Here is a 3,187-nt window from a genome sequence, read left to right on the forward strand (position 1 = left end):
CAGTTCAGTGAAGGCGGCACCGAGCATCACGTGTTCGAAGCTTCGGTCAACGACTCGACGGCGGCCAGGCCACAGAATGAGATCAGCGACTGTGTCTGGCACCCGCTGGAGGCCATTGCCCAATTGCAGATGAAGAAAGGCATGCGCGAGATACTTGAGGCGTTTCGGCGCAGGTTGTAGATCGTCGCAAAACAAGCTCAGTCATTGCGGACCGTTGTCAGAATTGCGGCCCACAAACGAAAAAGGGTTTGCATCAGCTTTCGCTCGCAAACCCTTGATCTTGGATGGTGCCCGAAGCCGGAATCGAACCGGCACGCCCTTACGAGCGGGGGATTTTAAGTCCCATGCGTCTACCAGTTTCGCCATTCGGGCGGTAGCGCGGTCAAGCCGTGTGAAACTGACAAATAGGTATCTGACAGGTTCGCGGCGGGTGCAACAGAGGGGGAAATATATACATCCCTCCCCGGTGAAGCAAGGCGGCCGGTGCCCTTTTCAAGACAAAACCTTTCATTGCTCCGCAAATAAAAAAGCTCTGTAGATCATGGATCTACAGAGCTTTTTAAAAGTGGAGGCCGAAGTCGGAATCGAACCGGCGTAGGTGGATTTGCAATCCACTGCATAACCATTTTGCTATTCGGCCTCAATACGCCCGATGCAATGAAACCCATCAGACGAATACAAACTGATCAGGATACGGCCGCCAATAGCGAGCTATCTCCTTGAAAACATTGAAGTTTTTTACACCTCGATGCATTCGATGGGCGCAATTATGTACTCATTTGCCTAGGCTGACAACCCCTTGATTTCAAAAAAAAATTGCTCGGGAGCCAACGCCAGGGATCGTTACCCACGCAACGCAACGCGCCGAAACAGGCCTTGGGTCCGGCTCATCGGGAAACCCCTGACGCCAACGGAACAACCGCCTTCGCCTTGGTTCATCCCTTATGTCGTCCCTTGGATCAGTAAGGAGAATCGTCATGACTGAACGCCCAAAACTGGTGGCGAGCCGGGCCCCGGTACCCACACCGTCTCATCCCAATCTCGGCACGCCGGAGCGACTGCTGTCGCTGGTCGCGGGTTCATTGTTGATTGCCAACGGCCTTCGTCAGGGCGGATTGAAGGGCTTGCCGCAAATGCTCCTCGGTGGGTGCGCTGCCTGGCGAGCCTATTCCGGCACGTGCAGAATCAAGCGAGCCCTGACTCACAGCCCCTTCGAGCAGACGTTCGAGCAAGATCGCGATTGGGACGGCAGCAAGGTGATTTCCCGAAGCATCACGATTGGCAGGCCCCGGGACGAGGTGTACGCGTTTTGCAGCGACCCGGCCAATCTTGGCGCATTGATGCCGTGGGTCGACACCATCGAGCAGACCGGCGAACGGACCTATCGCTGGGTCGCCCATGGCCCGATGGACAAGACGCTGCATTGTGACCTCGAACAGTGCGAGCCCAAGGAAGGCCGCAAACTGCATTGGATCGCCGGACCGGGCCGACGATTCAAGCATGATATCCAGATGCACTTCAGCGACGCACCGGCCGGCCTAGGCACGCAGATCAAAGTCATCGTGGCATGCGAAACACCCCTCGGCGCAGCCGGCTATGCACTCGCCGCCGCCATTTCCCGGTTCTCCGACAAAGCCTTGCTGAACGTGTTGCGCAGCATCAAGCAGCAACTCGAGACGGGTGAAGTCAGCACCAACAAGATGCGCGATCCGCAGACGAAGGATTTTCTCTTCGTACATCCGGCCTCCAGCGCGACGCAAGCACCGGCCAGTGACTCACCCACTGACAAATCCGAACTCAATGGAGGTACCGTCTGATGCGCGCATTGACTTGGCAAGGCCCAAACAAGCTACAAGTCGAGACTGTCGACGATCCCTCCATCCTCAATCCCCGCGATGCGATCGTGCGAGTCATCCTGTCATCGGTATGCGGCTCCGACTTGCACCTACTGGGCGGCTACGTGCCGACCATGCAGGCCGGCGACATCATCGGGCATGAATTCATGGGCGAAGTGGTGGAGACTGGCTCCGCCGTTACGCAGTTCAAGAAAGGCGATCGGGTTGTCACGGTGTCGATCGTCGGTTGCGGCGAATGCGAGCACTGCCGACGCTCGGACTTTTCCTGCTGCGACAACTCCAATCCAAACCCCACCGCAACGGACATTGCCTACGGCCAACCCGCCTGCGGCATTATCGGCTACAGCCACGCCTTCGGCGGTTATGCCGGCAGCCACGCCACTTACATCCGCGTACCTTTCGCCGACGTCAACCTGTTCTCCATCCCGGACGGCGTCAGTGACGAGCAAGCCGTGTTCGTCTCCGACGCAGTGCCCACCGGCTTTTTTGCCGCCGATAACGCCGACATCCAGCGCGGCGATACGGTCGCGGTCTGGGGGTGTGGTGGGGTCGGGTTGATGGCGATGTCCAGTGCCTATCTGTTGGGCGCCGAACGGGTGATCGCCATCGACCGATTCCCCGATCGCTTGCGGTTGGCCGAAGAGAAGGCGGGGGCCATCGCCTTGAACTACGAGACCACGGACATACACGCCGCCCTGCTGGAACTGACCGGCGGCCGAGGCCCGGATCGCTGCATCGATTGCGTCGGCATGGAAGCCCACGGCACCGAAGTCGATTATTTCTACGACAAGACCAAGCAGATGCTGCGCCTGCACACCGAGCGCGGAACGGTGCTGCGCCAATCGATCCGGGCCTGTCGCAAAGGCGGGACGGTGTCGGTGGTCGGGGTGTATGGCGGCTTGCTGGACAAGTTTCCGATGGGGGCGATCGTCAACAAGTCATTGACCCTGCGCTCCGGCCAGCAACCGGGACAGCGTTATGTGAAGCGGCTGTTCGAGCACATCCAGAAAGGTGAACTGGACCCCTCCTATCTCCTGACTCATCCCATGGGCCTGGAACAATCGGTGGAGGGTTACGCAATGTTCAAGGAGAAACGCCAGGATTGTTTGCGAGCAGTTTTTCGGCCGGAGTGAGGATCGGCCCCATGGAGAGAGCTTGTTCCCGCAGGGCTGCGATTTTTTGCGGATGGCGGTACCCCGTGTGAAAGATCAAAAGATCGCAGGCGGCCTCTCGTAGGAGCTGCCGAGCGAAGCGAGGCTGCGATCTTTTAATCTTTTGATCTTTCGCTTCAGACTCAATCTGGCTTGGAAAGATCGCAGCCTCGCTTCGCT

Annotated in this window: 3 protein-coding genes, 2 tRNA genes and 1 pseudogene; 3 read left to right on the forward strand and 3 right to left on the reverse strand. The window is 58.3% G+C overall.

The features are described from left to right. Positions 1-180 (forward strand): annotated as a pseudogene (locus tag OC610_RS24020) (NUDIX hydrolase); the annotation flags it as partial. Positions 181-285: 105 nt separating this feature from the next. Here OC610_RS24020 and OC610_RS24025 read toward each other — a convergent pair. Together OC610_RS24025 and OC610_RS24030 are read right to left on the reverse strand one after the other, a co-directional pair. Beyond that, positions 286-372 (reverse strand) — tRNA-Leu (locus tag OC610_RS24025). Between the two features lie 194 nt (positions 373-566). Further along, positions 567-640: transfer RNA gene (locus OC610_RS24030), tRNA-Cys, on the reverse strand. A 337-nt stretch (positions 641-977) separates the two neighbouring features. On the opposite strand from OC610_RS24030, the gene OC610_RS24035 reads away from it, so the two are divergent. Next, positions 978-1,817 carry an SRPBCC family protein gene (locus OC610_RS24035; RefSeq protein ID WP_264431405.1) on the forward strand — a complete coding sequence of 280 codons (840 nt, stop codon included), beginning with the start codon at positions 978-980 and terminating at the stop codon, positions 1,815-1,817. After that, the gene (locus OC610_RS24040) at positions 1,817-2,989 is read left to right on the forward strand and encodes a zinc-dependent alcohol dehydrogenase (RefSeq protein WP_264431407.1); all 1,173 of its coding nucleotides are present in this window, start codon (positions 1,817-1,819) and stop codon (positions 2,987-2,989) included. The genes OC610_RS24035 and OC610_RS24040 overlap by 1 nt, the downstream gene beginning before the upstream one ends. Here the strand turns inward: OC610_RS24040 and OC610_RS24045 are convergent. Continuing rightward, positions 2,940-3,187 (reverse strand): hypothetical protein (locus OC610_RS24045; protein WP_264431408.1); only part of this gene is annotated, 248 nt, incomplete at its 5' end. The two genes, OC610_RS24040 and OC610_RS24045, sit on opposite strands and share 50 nt — an antisense overlap.

The organism is Pseudomonas agronomica (genome assembly GCF_025917275.1).
In the GTDB taxonomy this organism is placed as follows: Bacteria; Pseudomonadota; Gammaproteobacteria; order Pseudomonadales; family Pseudomonadaceae; genus Aquipseudomonas; species Aquipseudomonas agronomica.

What these genes read in the sequence shown, in the direction of transcription:
- OC610_RS24035 (WP_264431405.1), top strand. Translation starts at nt 978, where the DNA reads ATGACTGAACGCCCAAAACTGGTGGCGAGCCGGGCCCCGGTACCCACA.
- OC610_RS24040 (WP_264431407.1), top strand. Translation starts at nt 1,817, where the DNA reads ATGCGCGCATTGACTTGGCAAGGCCCAAACAAGCTACAAGTCGAGACT.